General features: G+C 39.2%; 13 protein-coding genes. 9 read left to right on the forward strand and 4 right to left on the reverse strand.

The annotated features are described in order from the left end of the window. Positions 1 to 75: 75 nt before the first annotated feature. A complete protein-coding gene (locus R8N23_RS11160; RefSeq protein ID WP_318171677.1) occupies positions 76 to 657 on the reverse strand; it encodes a SiaB family protein kinase in 582 nt (193 codons plus the stop codon). A gap of 463 nt (positions 658 to 1,120) precedes the next feature. Between R8N23_RS11160 and R8N23_RS11165 the strand changes: the two genes are divergently transcribed. Together R8N23_RS11165 and thrS are read left to right on the forward strand one after the other, a co-directional pair. Further along, complete coding sequence (locus R8N23_RS11165) at positions 1,121 to 2,263, forward strand: tetratricopeptide repeat protein (RefSeq protein WP_318171678.1); 1,143 nt, start codon at positions 1,121 to 1,123, stop codon at positions 2,261 to 2,263. A 3-nt stretch (positions 2,264 to 2,266) separates the two neighbouring features. Further along, on the forward strand, positions 2,267 to 4,207 hold the full coding sequence (gene thrS, locus R8N23_RS11170; protein ID WP_318171679.1) for a threonine--tRNA ligase: 1,941 nt from the start codon (positions 2,267 to 2,269) through the stop codon (positions 4,205 to 4,207). A gap of 74 nt (positions 4,208 to 4,281) precedes the next feature. On the opposite strand, the gene R8N23_RS11175 is transcribed toward thrS, so the two are convergent. Continuing rightward, the gene (locus R8N23_RS11175) at positions 4,282 to 5,229 is read right to left on the reverse strand and encodes an FKBP-type peptidyl-prolyl cis-trans isomerase (protein ID WP_318171680.1); all 948 of its coding nucleotides are present in this window, start codon (positions 5,227 to 5,229) and stop codon (positions 4,282 to 4,284) included. Positions 5,230 to 5,361: 132 nt separating this feature from the next. On the opposite strand from R8N23_RS11175, the gene mnmE reads away from it, so the two are divergent. The 5 genes from mnmE (at position 5,362) to R8N23_RS11200 (ending at position 11,829) form a co-directional block, all read left to right on the forward strand. Then, positions 5,362 to 6,717 carry a tRNA uridine-5-carboxymethylaminomethyl(34) synthesis GTPase MnmE gene (mnmE, locus tag R8N23_RS11180; protein WP_318171681.1) on the forward strand — a complete coding sequence of 452 codons (1,356 nt, stop codon included), beginning with the start codon at positions 5,362 to 5,364 and terminating at the stop codon, positions 6,715 to 6,717. A 136-nt stretch (positions 6,718 to 6,853) separates the two neighbouring features. Continuing rightward, positions 6,854 to 9,886, forward strand: a complete 3,033-nt coding sequence (locus R8N23_RS11185) for a two-component regulator propeller domain-containing protein (RefSeq protein ID WP_318171682.1) — start codon at positions 6,854 to 6,856, stop codon at positions 9,884 to 9,886. Continuing rightward, positions 9,879 to 10,217, forward strand: a complete 339-nt coding sequence (locus R8N23_RS11190) for a response regulator (protein WP_318171683.1) — start codon at positions 9,879 to 9,881, stop codon at positions 10,215 to 10,217. The genes R8N23_RS11185 and R8N23_RS11190 overlap by 8 nt, the downstream gene beginning before the upstream one ends. 18 nt (positions 10,218 to 10,235) lie before the next feature. Continuing rightward, a protein-coding gene (locus tag R8N23_RS11195; protein WP_318171684.1) for an IS3 family transposase occupies positions 10,236 to 11,482 on the forward strand; the annotation gives its coding sequence in 2 pieces (ribosomal slippage) (positions 10,236 to 10,599 and positions 10,599 to 11,482; 1,248 coding nt in all). A 65-nt stretch (positions 11,483 to 11,547) separates the two neighbouring features. Then, positions 11,548 to 11,829 carry a helix-turn-helix transcriptional regulator gene (locus tag R8N23_RS11200; RefSeq protein ID WP_318171685.1) on the forward strand — a complete coding sequence of 94 codons (282 nt, stop codon included), beginning with the start codon at positions 11,548 to 11,550 and terminating at the stop codon, positions 11,827 to 11,829. A 1-nt stretch (position 11,830) separates the two neighbouring features. Here R8N23_RS11200 and R8N23_RS11205 read toward each other — a convergent pair whose 3' ends face one another. Further along, positions 11,831 to 12,415, reverse strand: coding sequence for a hypothetical protein (locus tag R8N23_RS11205; RefSeq protein ID WP_318171686.1), 585 nt, complete (start codon positions 12,413 to 12,415; stop codon positions 11,831 to 11,833). 51 nt (positions 12,416 to 12,466) lie between these two features. Here R8N23_RS11205 and R8N23_RS11210 point away from each other — a divergent pair, with 51 nt between their 5' ends. Further along, a complete protein-coding gene (locus R8N23_RS11210; protein ID WP_318171687.1) occupies positions 12,467 to 12,679 on the forward strand; it encodes an RNA-binding S4 domain-containing protein in 213 nt (70 codons plus the stop codon). A gap of 2 nt (positions 12,680 to 12,681) precedes the next feature. Then, positions 12,682 to 12,984, forward strand: coding sequence for a DUF3817 domain-containing protein (locus R8N23_RS11215; RefSeq protein ID WP_318171688.1), 303 nt, complete (start codon positions 12,682 to 12,684; stop codon positions 12,982 to 12,984). A 339-nt stretch (positions 12,985 to 13,323) separates the two neighbouring features. Here R8N23_RS11215 and R8N23_RS11220 read toward each other — a convergent pair whose 3' ends face one another. Next, the gene (locus tag R8N23_RS11220; protein ID WP_318171689.1) at positions 13,324 to 13,926 is read right to left on the reverse strand and encodes a gluconate 2-dehydrogenase subunit 3 family protein; all 603 of its coding nucleotides are present in this window, start codon (positions 13,924 to 13,926) and stop codon (positions 13,324 to 13,326) included. Positions 13,927 to 13,929: the final 3 nt, after the last annotated feature.

Here is a 13,929-nt window from a genome sequence, read left to right on the forward strand (position 1 = left end):
ACTTACTCCCAGTCCCAAGCCTGATGTATGTATTGAATGTCTGTTGTTAACTATAATATTCATATTAATTGAAGCTTAAGATGCTTCAGCTAATTTTTTCTCAATTTCTCTAGGTACTCTTATTTGAAAAGTAAAATAAGAGTATTCATTATTTATCTGATGAAACTCATAGGTGAGTTTTTGGCCAGTTTTACGTGCAATTTCTACAAATCCAAGACCTGCAGTTCCTTTGTCAGAAAATTCTCCGTTGTAAAGGATCTCCTTATATAATTTCTTTAAGCCATCTTTATCTAAGGCGTTGATACTATCAAGTTTAGATTGAATGACATTGATTTTGCTGTTAGGGATGAAGTTTCCAGTCATAATATTGTAAAACTTCTTTCTGGCTGTTACTAACAGTAGGCCAGATTTAGAATCATAAGTGTCGATCTGATTGGTCTCATCTGCAACCTCATCCATGTGGTGGTACAGGTTCTGAATGCACTCAGTAGCAGCGCCATAAAACTTCTTCTTTATTAAGCGATCAGTTTCCAGCTCCGAAATCCTACCGTCAAGTGTTTCTATAATAGATGTAACCAGGTCAAAGGTGACCTCCCCCTTGTACATCAAAATGATGTTGGTGTCGTAAATGTTTTTATACCGCTTTAATAAATCCATTATTTCAATTTGTCTTCTGGTAGGATGTAAAATAAACTCCAATGAGCTTCTATTTTTTCTATCCAAAAGTAAAGATACCTGAACAATCAGTAAATCAATAATTTACAAACATAAATTGGATTATTCAAAGAAAATGACTGCTATTTGCTCGATGCAGAATAAAATGTCTTAACATTCTGGTACAAAGCGCATGATGAAATGCCTTTCAATTCCCTTCTCATAACTGACCAACCTCTGAATTGGTAAATAATTAATCTTGAATTTTACCAAGTTTTACCGAGATAACCAAATTTTGATTTTTAATTGTCGCTTTTTTAGGAGTTTTGATGATACAAACTAAGAGTATTACCTATGGGTAGATTTTTAATTTTTGAAATGAAGCATATCGGTTAAAAAAGTATTTTTTTTGTGTGTCTCTTAATTCGTTTGAAAATTGAAATCAAATAGTTAATCTGAATGACTAATGGCGATTATTGAATTTTACCAATATTGGAGAATCCGTAGAATGATGTCTTTGTGTCGTCTGGTGTCTCTTTCTGTTTTATTGGCCTCTTTGTTCTCTCAAAGTTGTGAACAGCGAATTGGAAATGCACCTATTCCTTTACTAATGTCTCAAGACAAATATTTGGTGGAATCGGATCTGGTTGAAGATAAAAAGTTAATAGATTTCGACATCAACGAGTTGATTCAATACCTGAAACTGCATGAAAAAATGGGTTGGGGGGATGTTAATGAGGAAGAAATAGAGGCTTGCCTAATTGCTTTTGAAAACAATTCGGATTTTTTAGAGTTGGTTTCTGACTTTTATTTGACCAGAGAGAATAAAGAAAAGGCATTATTGTATGCCTCCAAAGCAGAAGATAAAGGAGCAAATAGCGCTGATTTTTTTAAGAAAAAGGCGAACGTTCATCAGGCTATTGGGGATTATGGTTTGGCTTTAGACTATTTGAATAAGGCCGTGCGTGTCAATAGCAACGATCCAGATATCTATTTACTAAAAGGGGATGTATACTTGAAACTAGAGGATTCTGCCTCGGCACTGAAATATAAGGAGCAAGCCTTTTTTCATGATTCAACCAGAAATGATATTGCATTTGATCTGGCTCATATTTATGCTTCCGACAATCAAAATGAGTCGGCTCATTTGTTTGCAGACTATTTGATTGAGCAGTCATATGAAGAGCAGTCGTTAAATTTCTTGAAAGTGAGATTGTTAAGAAAGGAAGGTAGACAACTTGAGGCCAATCAACTACTAATGGCCATGTTGAATAATGAAGTGACGGAGGCTGGAGAGCAATTAGTGACCTATTTTATGCAACAAAATCTGTATGATTCTGTCATACATTATTCGAAAGAAGTTTTGGCAAAGGATAGCTTGAATATGGCTGCATTAGAAGCAAAGGCAATATCATTTGATCACAAGGGCTATTTTGCTAGTGCCTTGATGTATTACAATCAGATGTTGGCGGTTGATTCTTTGAACAAAGAAGCCACTGAAGGAGTAAGGAAAGTCAACGGAAAAATCGCATATTTGCGCAAATTAAGGGAGCAAAGGGAAGCTATACCCACTTTTGACTTTGCCACCGAGAAAAAAGAAACGAATTAATTGATGAGTGACGCTAATATTAACATTACCCTTCCAGATGGTAGTGTAAAACCAATGAATAAAGGTGCGACTGGTATGGATGTCGCCTTAAGTATCAGTGAAGGTTTGGCACGGAACGTACTGGCTGCTGAAGTAAATGGAGAAATTTGGGATTCCAATCGCCCGATAAATGAAGATGCTTCGGTAAGCTTACTTACCTGGAAAGATGAAGGAGGGAAGTCTACGTTTTGGCACTCATCTGCTCACTTGATGGCTGAAGCCCTGGAGGCGCTATATCCTGGAATTAAATTGGGTATTGGCCCGGCCATTGAAAGTGGCTTTTACTATGACATAGATTTTGGAGATCATACTTTCGATTCAGAGAACCTTAATATTTTGGAGAACAAAATGTTGGAACTGGCTCGAGAGAAAAATAAGTATATCCGGAAAGACATTTCTAAAGCGGATGCAGTTGCCTACTTTGAGGAAAAAGGGGATGAATATAAACTTGATCTGATCGAAGGCCTTGAGGATGGTAGTATCACGTTTTATGAACAGGGAAACTTCACAGATTTGTGTAAGGGGCCTCATATCCCTAATACCGGCTTCATAAAAGCGGTAAAAGTGCTGAATGTAGCGGGAGCTTACTGGCGTGGAGATGAAAAGAATAAGCAGTTGACTCGTCTATATGCGGTTTCATTTCCAAAGCAAAAGGAATTGAAAGAGCATTTAGAATTGCTCGAAGAAGCGAAGAAAAGGGACCATAGAAAATTAGGTAAGGAACTTGAACTGTTCACTTTTTCTGAAAAAGTGGGGCAAGGTCTTCCTTTATGGTTACCCAAAGGTACGATGCTGAGAGAGCGTCTGGAGCAATTCATGCGTAAGGCTCAAATCAAAGCTGGCTATAGCCCAGTGATTACTCCTCACATTGGTAATAAGGATTTGTATGTGACTTCGGGTCACTATGAAAAATATGGTGAGGATTCGTTTCAACCGATTGCTACTCCACATGAAGGAGAGGAATTTTTCTTGAAACCGATGAACTGTCCACACCACTGTGAAATCTACAAATCTAAGCCGCACTCGTATAAGGATCTTCCTATTCGATTTGCTGAGTTTGGAACGGTTTATAGATACGAACAAAGTGGAGAACTTCATGGGTTGACCCGTGTAAGAGGTTTTACTCAAGATGATGCGCATATATTCTGTACACCCGATCAGGTCAAAGAAGAATTTACTAAGGTCATTGATTTGGTGCTTTATACCTTTAAGGCCTTAGGTTTTGAAGATTACACGGCCCAAATTTCACTGAGAGATCCAGAGAACAAGGCTAAGTATATTGGTAGTGATGAAAACTGGGAGAAAGCAGAACGAGCTATCGTAGAAGCTGCTGAGGAGAAAGGACTCAATACAGTTACAGAATACGGCGAGGCTGCATTTTACGGGCCGAAGCTCGACTTTATGGTGAAGGATGCTTTGCGTAGAAGCTGGCAGCTAGGTACCATCCAGGTGGATTACAACTTGCCCGAGCGATTCGAGCTAGAGTACATCGGCGCAGACAATGCACGTCACCGTCCAGTGATGTTGCACAGAGCTCCGTTTGGATCATTAGAAAGATTTGTTGCTGTTTTAACAGAACACTGCGGGGGTAACTATCCATTGTGGCTGACGCCAGATCAAATTGCGGTACTACCTATATCTGAAAAGTATGCTGACTATGCACAAGAGGTGTTCTCATTGATGGAAGAAAATGACATCCGTGGATTTATCGATCACAGAGATGAAAAAATTGGTAGGAAAATCAGAGATGCAGAGACTAAAAAGATTCCATTCATGCTGATTGTAGGAGAAAAGGAGCAAGAAGACGGAAAAGTAAGTGCTCGTAGGCACGGAGAAGGTGACTTAGGAAGCTTCTCCAAAGAAGAGTTTATAGAACTATTTAGGAAGGCTGCTGCCATAGATTAGTGTAGCGAACTCTTAAAACAACAAACCCCGATAGAACTTAATCTATCGGGGCTTTTTTATTCACCTGTTTAATATCAGTTCAACTCAAGAAGTTCCACTTCGTATTGTACAATTTGGTAGGCGTCAACGAGCGAAGAAATATGTCCGCTCTGATATAGCTCTTCTCTTACGGAGGCTGGGATTACCTTTACGCTTGCGCCAAAAGCTAACTCGGACGGCATGATTAGCAACGCTTTTTCGCCCTCTCTCATTTTCAATACGCCTTCTCTGAAACCTTTTACCAATTGATTGGTGCCGAGGCTTACCACAAGCGGGTCATTCTCTTCAGTTTCCTGAATGATGCTGCCATCGAGATACTTTCTGGTATAATGTAGAGTGGCAATATGATAGGTTTTTGCCTCTTCTCCGTCACCTGGCTCAAGTGAACTGAAGTACAAGCCTGACGTGGTAGGAGTGATATCGCCTAAACCTTCCTGCGTGATATAAGCTTCTATTTGATCAATTTGAGTTTTATAGATTTTATCCTCCGTAGAAATGTCTAGAAGTTCGATATCCAATATAAAATTGGTATTCGGTCCGAACTCATCCTTTCCTGCGAAAGAATTGTAAGCCAAATAGGAAGGAATGAATGCACGGATTTTCTCTCCGGTATGCATCACATCAATACCATAATTGAATCCTATCGGGATTACACCACTGTTGCCATACCTGATCAAACTAGAATCTGCTGTGAATTGCTCCACGATATAGCCGTCCAAAGTTTTCATTTCATACTTCACCATCATGACTTCACCTGGCTTTGGTGATGTGCCGGATTCATTGGTTGTGAGCATTTTATAATAAATGCCATTGTCAGCTTTTTGGGCTTCGATGTTGTTATTTTGAAGATAGGTTTTGATTTGCAAGTCGCTTTCTTTTTGCTGCTTTTCATATTCAGATTCTTCAAAACAACTACTCAACAATACCATTCCCACTACTAAAATATTGATGTTAGATAGAACTTGAAATTTATAATTTTTCATAACTGCTTAAATAATTTATGTTGTTGATGGAATGACACGCCACACTGAAAAATGGTTGGAATCGTGATTGGCTTTTTTATTTTTGATTCAGGTTTTCCGTCTGATTGATGCGGCTATCTTTGCACCATGAGAATGAATGATACTATAGTTGCACTGGCGACTGCCCCTGGGGTAGGCGCCATCGCTGTGATTCGCTTGTCAGGCGATGATTGCCTTTCTGTTGTTTCACCTTTATTCTCAGGTAAGAAGCTAGAAAATCAGGCTTCCCATACGGTTCATTTTGGCAATTTGATGGATGGCAACACGATCGTGGACGAAGTACTGATCTCTTTGTTTGTGGCACCTCATTCCTTTACTAAGGAAAACAGTGTTGAGATTTCGTGTCATGGCTCTCCGTACATCGTCAATAGAATCATCCAACTGCTCGTGAAGTCAGGCGCTAGATTGGCAGAGCCTGGTGAGTTTACACAGCGGGCGTATCTCAATGGCCGTTTTGATTTGGCGCAAGCCGAAGCAGTAGCGGATCTGATTGCCTCAGAAAACGAAGCCGCCCATGCTACGGCATTAAACCAGATGCGTGGGGGTATTTCTAACGAGATCAAGAATCTAAGAGAAAAGCTGGTTCATTTTGCCTCCATGATCGAGCTGGAATTAGACTTCTCAGAAGAGGATGTAGAATTTGCTAGCAGAGAAGAGCTGAAGTCGCTGATAGAAAAAATAGACGTGGTGCTGGTTCAGTTGATTGACAGTTTTCAATTGGGGAACGTGATAAAAAATGGCGTACCAGTAGTAATAGTAGGCAAACCCAATGCAGGAAAATCTACTTTACTCAACGCATTGCTCGAAGAGGAGAAAGCCATTGTTTCGGATATTGCTGGTACGACTAGAGATATCATCGAAGATGAACTGAATATACGGGGCGTTAAATTTAGGTTCATTGACACGGCAGGCTTGCGCGAAACCAAAGATCAAATAGAAGCAATCGGCGTAGAGCGGGCTGAACAAAAGATGCAGGAAGCATCGTTGATCATGTACTTATTCGACCTATCTACGGAATCCCTGGATACGATTCGATCGACTGAAGAGATGTTGATGGAAAAGGGCAAACCATACATTTTAGTTGGTAATAAATTGGATAAGATAGGTGAGGAAGAGACCTCTTTGAAAAGTAATGAACATTATGTTTCCATTTCTGCCAAATCAAAAACAGGCGTTGATCAACTCAAAGAGTTAATTTGGAATAAGAGCCAGATGGATAATTTTCAGCCAGGAAATGTAGTAGTAACCAACTCCCGCCATTACCAAAGCTTGGTCAATACCCAAAACTCTTTGCACGATGTACTCAGAGGTATTGACAACCAAATAACCAACGACTTCCTTGCCCAAGATATCCGTCATGCCTTACACTTCTTGGGTGAGATCACTGGTGAGATCACTACCGATGATCTGCTGGCCAATATCTTTTCGAAGTTTTGTATCGGAAAGTAATCATATGATATTAATAAGAATTGATACCTGTTTGGTTGATAGGTTTGCAATACGCATGTTGGCTTATTAAATTAGCACAGACAATTTCTAAAATCAACCTGTTAGCCTAAACAAAGTTGAACGATAAGAGAAAAGGTTGAGGTTAATTTGTGTTGTATTTAGTCTTCTGTTGTATTATGCGCCGCATGTATCGGTTGCAACGCAGATAGACACGCTTCAAATCAATTATCTTGGACAAGAGGAAGGTATTAAGCAACTTAATGTCCAGAAGATTGTTCAGGATGATCTCGACTATCTGTGGTTTTCCACCGAAGATGGTCTTCACCGATTCAACGGCTTACAGCTTAAAGTATTTACAAGCAATCCTCTCGATAGTCTAAGCATTCCGGATGACCATAATCGGGGTCTTTTGATAGTAGATGATACCCTTTGGGTAGCATCCAATTCAAGAGGAATATTTGCTCTAGATCTAAGGACGGAACAATTTGTTACTCCCTTTGATGAATTGTCCAATGTCATTTCTTATCAAGTTTTTTCACTTGGTGATACCCATTTGTTGTTTTCATTATCGGATGTGTTTTATGTTTTAGATAGAAAATCGAGGGACCTAACTCAAATCCAATTACCAAGAAATAAATCGGAGAACTATGTGAAGGATGTACTACCTCTGGGTGACAATAATTATATGATCGCTACTTTGAGTTCTGGTCTTTTAACCTTTGATCTATCGGAGCTAAAAATCACGAAACAAACCAAATTAGGAGACTTTTCGCATAATGCTCTTGTCATTCATCAGGATCAATTGTTTGTTGGGACGGACGAAGGGTTCTTTTCATTGAATGTGCAAGGTCTTGACCAAAAGGAGCAAATAAGTGATCAACTGATCAACTGCATTTATGTTGACAATGGCAATGAGATACTGTTGGGTACCAAGGATGGTTTGAGTACTTATAGCCTTAAAAATGACACATATACCCAGCAGGTGTTCAAAGATCAATCTGGTCATGTCTATTATCCTGTGGAGATTGAGGCAATTTATGGAGATAATAAAGGAAATTTTTGGTTTGGAACAGCTGGTGAGGGACTCCACCATTTCAACAGGTATCAAAAGAAATTTAAGACAATCAGTCTGAGTGTGCCTGAGTATTCGAAAGACACTAAACTCAGCACCTTTCAGTTGCTTCCGGGAAAAGACTCAGTCCTATGGCTGGGCACCTCATTCAATGTGCTGAAATATAATCTGCGTCATGGCGAAGTGAAGCATTATACCGAATTTCCAGAATCTCTGATCTACACTTTAAAGAAGGATTCTAATGGTGATATCTGGTGTGGAGGATTTGATGGAACCGGCTTATTGAAATACAATGAAAATTCTGATCAATTTGAAAGAGCGACAATTAACAATAGCGAAAACGATAAGACTGTAATTGAGATTCAGCCACTCTCAAAAAGTCGCTTGTTGTATGCCACCTGGTCGAGTGGAATTTTCATTTATGATTTGGAAACGCAAGAAACAGAAGAGTTTCAAATTGATGGAGAACAAATAAATAGAGCCAGGATTTCTTTTGTAGACAGTAAGAAGAATTTGTGGTTGGGATCCGATCAGGGTGCATTTATGATTGAGCAAATGGGAAAAGGACGAGTTTATCGATTTGACTCTGAAGGGTTGGACTCTATGGTAATTACGAGTAATAGAATTTTTGGTATTAATGAAGATTCCAAAGGTAATATCTGGTTGGGCACCAGTACAGGACTGACTAAAGTATCACCGGACTCTCATCGCACCAAAAGGTATTATGCACAAGAAGGTTTTCCAAATGACTTTGTTTACGGCGTATTGATTGATCAAATGGATCATGTTTGGGTAAGCACCAATCAAGGGATTTCAAAGTTGAACCCAACGACCGGGGTCTTTTTGTCTTACTCTCAGAAGGATGGCTTGCAGAATGATGAATTTAATGGGAAGGCGGCCTATCAGGATGACAATGAATATTTCTATTTTGGTGGAGTGGAAGGGATCAATGTTTTTGATCCTCAAAATATAAATGCCAATCCCTATCAGCCCAAAGTTCATTTGGAATCTGTAGAGGTTTTTAGCCAGCCATTAGATGTGAATGGCCTCTATACAGATGCATACACTTTTAAGAGTGAGGAGAAAGTACTGAGCTTTCAGTATGCAACCACCAATTTTTTAAATCCGAAAAAAGTGAATTATAGCTTTTTTATGGAGGGGTTTGATGCTAATTGGCGACCGGCTACCAAAAGCCAGAGTACCACTTATACCAACTTACCGCCTGGGCAGTACAAATTCAGAATTAGAGCTACGAATGACAATGGTACTTGGGGAACACACGAGCGCGCGGTAGATGTAATTATTGTGCCGCCGTGGTATGCGACTTGGTGGTTTAGAATTACAGCTGCATTGCTGATTGGTTTGTTCATCTCACTTTTTTTCTTGTATAAATATTATAGTCTGAAAAGGAATAAGGCAATGCTCGAAAAGGTGGTGATGGAAAGAACCAATGAATTGAGTGAATCTCTTGAATTGTCAAACGCTCAAAAAGACAGTATTCAATTTTTAATGCGAGAATTGAAGCACAGAGTTAAAAACAATTTACAAATCATCTCAAGTTTATTGAGTTTGCAGGCCGTTCAATTGAAGGACGATCAAGCAGTGGAGAGTCTCAATTCAGCCAAAAATCGTATTTCAAACATTTCTTATTTAGAGAATATGATGGACTCTGAAAAGGAACATATTCAGGTAGATGTGTTTACCAGAGGAATATGTGAGAACGTAATGCGTTTAATATCAGCTGATGAGATACAAACCTTTACAGTGAAATATGATTTGAAACCAGCCAAGGTGGTCAATTTTAATATTACCATTTATGGGTTGATTATCAACGAGTTGCTGACCAATACAAGTAAGTATGCTTTTTCAGAATGGAATGAAAACAACGTTTTGCAAATTAGCTGTGAAGCAAGAGAAAATCATCTTGAACTAGTGATAGCGGATAACGGAAAAGGATATAACCCAGACGAGGTTAAGAATACATCCTTAGGACTTGATTTGGTGAAAGACATGGTACACCAACTGAAGGGAACCATAGCCATTGAGAATAAAGAAGGAATTCGAAACGTAATTACAATACCAATAGAAAATGAGTAAACTGAATATTTTATTGATAGAGGACGAGGCAATAATTGCGAAGGATATAAAAGTAACTCTAGAGGCTAAAGACTATGCGGATGTAGATGTAGCGCTGAATGTTGATATGGCAAGAGAAAAATTTGGCTCTAGCGATTATGACATGATCATCTCCGATATTAACCTCAATGCAAGTATCGATGGGATAGAATTGGTGAAGGAACTTTGTGAAATAAGAAAGGTGCCAGTCGTTTATTTATCAGCTTATGCAGACGAAAACACAATCAAAAAGGCCGAAACTTCATCTCCCTATGCTTATTTGTTAAAGCTGTCTCGTCCTGAAATAAGTTGACACAAAAACGACTTATTTATGAAAGACGAGAAGCGCAGTTCTTTAGGAGGGAAAAAGCGCACCCAGCGCGACTACAACATGGGCTTTAAACTGGCGGTTGTATCTGAAGTGGAAAAAGGCGAAATGACCTACAAGCAAGCCCAAAAAACTTATGGTATACAAGGAAGGAGTACAGTTTTGGTTTGGTTACGCAGATATGGTAAATTAGACTGGAGTCACCCGAAGCAACACTTTATGGCCTCACCTAAATCAAAAGAGACACCAGCACAGAAGATCAAGCGATTAGAACGTGAATTATCTGATGAGCGATTGAAGAATGAGATTCTTAATATGATGATTGACATCTCAGACAAAGAACACGGAACTTCAATCAGAAAAAAGGGATTACCCAAACAATCTGGCGCATCCGAGAAGAAAAGCACGTGAGTCTCTCACGTAGCTGTCGACTGTTTGGGATTAGTAGACAGGCGGTTTATCAATCAATACAGAGATCTAAGCAAAGAGCAGAAGAACTCTCCAGGATCAAACCCCTTGTCCAAAAGGTAAGGATGCAAATGCCCCGACTGGGCACGCGGAAGCTGTACCATTCATTGAAAGGTGAATTTGACCGGCAAAACATAAAAGTGGGTAGAGATGCTTTGTTCAACTATTTAAGAGCCGAACACCTGCTCATCAAGCCAAAGAAGAATTATACAAAAACTACCAACAGTAAGCATTGGTTGAGAAAATACCCCAACCTATTGAAGGATCGGAAAGCTATTCGCCCTGAAGAAGTTTTTGTCAGTGATATTACTTACATCAAAAGTAGGGAGCGAACCCATTACCTCTCTTTGGTCACAGATGCATATAGTAGAAAGATTATGGGCTATCACCTCAGTGATGACATGAGTGCTGAACACGTGGTCAAAGCACTGAAAGTTGCTGTCAAAAACAGAAAAACAACCCAAACGCTTATTCATCATTCCGATAGAGGATTACAATATTGCTCCACTCTTTATCAGTCTGAGCTTAGTAATCATCAAATCACCCCATCTATGACCGATGGGTATGACTGCTATCAAAATGCACTAGCAGAAAGAGTTAATGGTATCCTAAAGGGGGAGTTCCTCATTCATAAATGCAATACTGGCCAAGAATTGAAAATACTGATCAAAGAGTCAATAGATACCTACAACAATCAAAGACCTCATCTAAGTCTCAACTATAAAACACCTAACTTTATACATGAAAAAACCTGTGAATATCAATCCACAGGTTTTACTTAAATCTTTTTAAAAACCGTCAACCTATTTTAGGACGGGTCAAGCCTTTTAATTCCAATCAATTAAAATTGACCATTAATTTGGCTATTCTCAACTCAAGCAAAGAACATACGGAGGTTGAGTTTAACAAGAAGAATGTTGAACTTCTGAATTCTCTGACTAAAAGGGAACAGGAGATTCTATTTGTGCTGGCTTCGGGCAAGCCAAGTAAAGAGACTGGAGACATGCTTCATATTGCCACTTCTACGGTTGAGAAGCATAAACAAAACATTAAAGAAAAACTTCAACTTAAAACAATAGGCGAGCTGGTTAATTTTGCTCTGTCAACAAAAACGGTAAGCTTAGACTAAGTCAATCATTATTTCTCCGAAAATTGATCCCTTGGATTATCACAGCAATCGCATAAGCAAATAATAAGTAGCCTAGATAGTTCTGAGAAATCTCAAAGAACTGACAATCACATATGGAGGATATGGGGCTTGTTTTTCGGATAAAGGCCGAGAAACTAAATTCTAAGGCTTTTGTAAATGATAGTTCTGTGACTTGATTAATAGTGCCAAAGTACACCGCACCAAATAGGAAAATACTAGTCAATGGACTAGCTACTCCCCATAGCACCAAACCAGGCAGTCTGATGTATTTACTGCTCGAAGCCTTAGCCATATTGAGCAGCATCCAAATAATAACAAATACCGCAAGGACAAACGAAACCCAGATGACCAGATGGATATAGAAAAATCCGGGATAAACCTGACTGATGAAAATAATGGCTAGGGGTACCGAAATGCCAATGCCCAAATTGAGAATGGTGTATTTCTGAAGAAGCTCTTTTTGGTTCGTGTTTGGCAAATTGTAAGATTGTGAAACGATGGAATAGTCCACGCTGATTCTAAGATAAGAAAATATCTGATTACTCTGAGTGATAAGTCCTTTCAACCTCTTATTAGTCCGTATGATTGATCTACTTTTGCCATTCAAATATTTAATATGGAATCATTCAAACTACGACCAGACGAAGAATACATTGAGCTCAACAATCTATTGAAGACCTTTGGCTGGGTAGCCACAGGAGGGGAGGCCAAAATCAGAATAGACAATGGTGAAGTGATCGTGAATGGAGAGGTAGAAACTCGCCGAAGAAAAAAAATGAAGGTCGGAGATCAGGTAGAGTTTGAAGGTCAGAAAGGAAAAGTAGAATAATCATGGAATTGAAAACACCGATTGGTAGGTTGAGATTGTTGGCTGTGTTAGAGGGGATCAGCTACCTGTTATTTACCATTACCATGCCGCTTAAATACATGCTCGATATTCGTGAACCTAATTTTTACGTGGGGATGGCTCATGGCTGGCTATTTATCCTTTACGGAATTTTCTGTTTGCAAAATATCTATATCCATAAGTGGGGGATGAAAACATCTGCATTGGCTTTGATCGCATCTTTGATTCCTTTCGGGACTTTTTATGCGGATGTAAAAATCTTTAAGCCAGTAGCACAAAATTATTGAGTAGAGTCAACTGGTATTCATTATTTATTGTCATATCGACGAAGGAGATATCTAATTTTTATTACGAACTGAAAGTCATTTCGTACGATGAAGTAGGGAGAAATCTCCTTAGCGGTCAGTAGCATTCGTCAGTTTGGACAAAACTGCTTGAAATATTTTGAGGAGATCACTCCGCTAAAGCTGCGGGATGACAATTAAAGAAAATACTTATTCAAACCTCAAATTTACCCCCAGCTTCACAGAATGATCCTTTGATATCATCGAGTACAGATGTTCATCAACAAAAAAGGTAGACCAACCTTTACAGTCGATCCACCTTGCTTCACTAATCCGTACTTTTTAAATCTTTCTGAACGCTCCTCTTGAGCCTTGCTTCCAATAAATAGGTTTGGTGTCGGCTTCTACATCCACACATCCTGTATACTTGCCCGGTATGGGCAGATAGTTGAAATTATTCTTGGCTACAACCTCAGATGACAAGTAAGCCCAGATAGACAATTGCTTGATCATCACGTAAGGCTGTCGAGTTTCGAATGACTCGCCAGTTTCTTGATTGGTAAATGTGTATTGGTCGTTTTTCTCTATGTATTTTTCTTCCTTCAATAGAATGGCTTCTTTTTCTTTTTGCTTGAGAGATTCAAAATCCAACTCCTTGAATTTAGTTAGGGCTTCTAAGAATACTTGCTGCTCTTGGGTAGTATAGAAATCACTCACGATTCTATCAATGAAAGGCCCCACTTTGGCGTCTTTTGCTCCCGGTGATTTTTCTGAATGAGGCAATATGGTTTCGGCTATTTCTTCGAGCAGCTTGATTTGTTTGCTCGACAAGAGTCCTACCTGCTCTTCGGAGAACGTACAACCATTCAGTAAAAACGCATCCGCGCCAATCACCGTACCACCCACGATCAGTCCTACAGATTTTAATATATCACGTCTATTCATGGC

It is taken from the genome of Reichenbachiella sp., from assembly GCF_033344935.1.
In the GTDB taxonomy this organism is placed as follows: domain Bacteria; phylum Bacteroidota; class Bacteroidia; order Cytophagales; family Cyclobacteriaceae; genus Reichenbachiella.

Coding starts and splice junctions, on each gene's coding strand:
- thrS (WP_318171679.1), top strand. CDS start 2,267: ATGAGTGACGCTAATATTAACATTACCCTTCCAGATGGTAGTGTAAAA.
- R8N23_RS11210 (WP_318171687.1), top strand. CDS start 12,467: ATGGAATCATTCAAACTACGACCAGACGAAGAATACATTGAGCTCAAC.
- R8N23_RS11220 (WP_318171689.1), bottom strand. CDS start 13,926: ATGAATAGACGTGATATATTAAAATCTGTAGGACTGATCGTGGGTGGT.
- mnmE (WP_318171681.1), top strand. CDS start 5,362: ATGAATGATACTATAGTTGCACTGGCGACTGCCCCTGGGGTAGGCGCC.
- R8N23_RS11160 (WP_318171677.1), bottom strand. CDS start 657: ATGGATTTATTAAAGCGGTATAAAAACATTTACGACACCAACATCATT.
- R8N23_RS11190 (WP_318171683.1), top strand. CDS start 9,879: ATGAGTAAACTGAATATTTTATTGATAGAGGACGAGGCAATAATTGCG.
- R8N23_RS11215 (WP_318171688.1), top strand. CDS start 12,682: ATGGAATTGAAAACACCGATTGGTAGGTTGAGATTGTTGGCTGTGTTA.
- R8N23_RS11165 (WP_318171678.1), top strand. CDS start 1,121: ATGGCGATTATTGAATTTTACCAATATTGGAGAATCCGTAGAATGATG.
- R8N23_RS11175 (WP_318171680.1), bottom strand. CDS start 5,229: ATGAAAAATTATAAATTTCAAGTTCTATCTAACATCAATATTTTAGTA.